Origin of the sequence: Sulfitobacter sp. 1A12779, from assembly GCF_043557315.1 — a bacterium.
Classification (GTDB): Bacteria; Pseudomonadota; Alphaproteobacteria; order Rhodobacterales; family Rhodobacteraceae; genus Sulfitobacter; species Sulfitobacter faviae.
Genome location: NZ_JBIFFU010000080.1, coordinates 1 through 1,197, shown reverse-complemented (window position 1 = coordinate 1,197; position 1,197 = coordinate 1). Strand labels below are relative to the sequence as shown.

The window sequence follows — 1,197 nt, the reverse complement described above, 5'->3', positions numbered from 1 at the left end:
TGTCGGTCTGCCGGAATTTCTGAGACTGCGTTCCATTTGTTTTCAATAGCTTGCCTGTGTCGCATTTCTGAAACCGATTCAGGGTATGTGAGACTGGACGCCGATTTGAGTCACCATTGGTGGGACTATCCGGCATCCATGCACTGAGTAAGTTATGTCCGATAATTTTCCAGTTGACAAGGATTGGGAAGAGGCCGAGTACCGCGCCCGAGTGATCGAGGAACTGCCGGCCCAGCTCACTCAGGGCAATGTCGACTGGGCCATGCGTCAGTTGAATGTCAGCCGATCCACGCTCTTTCGTATGGTGAAGCAGTTCCGCGAAGACGGGCGGACCAGTGCACTGCTACGGGATACCCGAGGGCCCAAACCGGGCATGCAGCCCCTGGACCCGGCGGTGGAAGCGATCGTGACCCACCATTTCAAAGGCTTCTATGCCACCCGCCGCAAACCGACCAAGACCCGGTTCTGGCGCGAGGTTGCAGCCGACTGCCGAGCGCAGGGGGTGGCCCCTCCTTCGATCCGGCGTTTGGGTCGCTGGCTGGAGGGGCACGATCAGGCAAAGCTGATGGCCCGGCGTGAAGGCAAGGACAAGGCCGAGCGACGCCATCTGGCCACGCCGGGAGGCCTTACTGCAGACAGCCCTCTCGATATCGTCCAGATCGACCACACCAAGGCCGACGTGACAGTGGTCGACCCGGTGACGCGTCGCCCGCTCGGTCGTCCGACGCTGACTGTGGCAATCGATGTGAACACCCGCATGGTTTTGGGGTTTCATCTGTCGCTGGAGCCGCCATCGCTGCTGGCCGCCGCAATGTGTCTGACCCATGCGGTGATGGAGAAATCGCACTGGCTGGCAGCGCGTGGGATCAACACAGACTGGCCAACGCGGGGCATCCCGAACGCGATTTACGTGGACAATGGCGCGGAGTTCCATGCCCGGGCTTTTCAGCTTGCCTGTTCCGAATACCAGATCGACCTGCAGTACCGTCCGCCCGGCACGCCGCGCTATGGCGGCCATATAGAGCGCCTGATCGGCACGATGATGGGCGCGATTCACCTGCTGCCGGGCTCGCATTTCTCGAATATTTTCGAGCGCGGTGATCTCGACGCGGAAGCCGAGGCGGTGATGACGCTCAGAGAGCTGGAAACCTGGCTCGCTCTCGAGATCACTGGCTCCTACCATGCGCGGGTCCACAG

The 1,197-nt window shown here is 60.9% G+C and carries 1 pseudogene; it reads left to right on the top strand.

From position 1 onward, the window contains the following. Positions 1 to 154 precede the first annotated feature (154 nt). Positions 155 to 1,197 (top strand): annotated as a pseudogene (locus tag ACGYLQ_RS20855) (plasmid replication initiator-like protein); the annotation flags it as partial.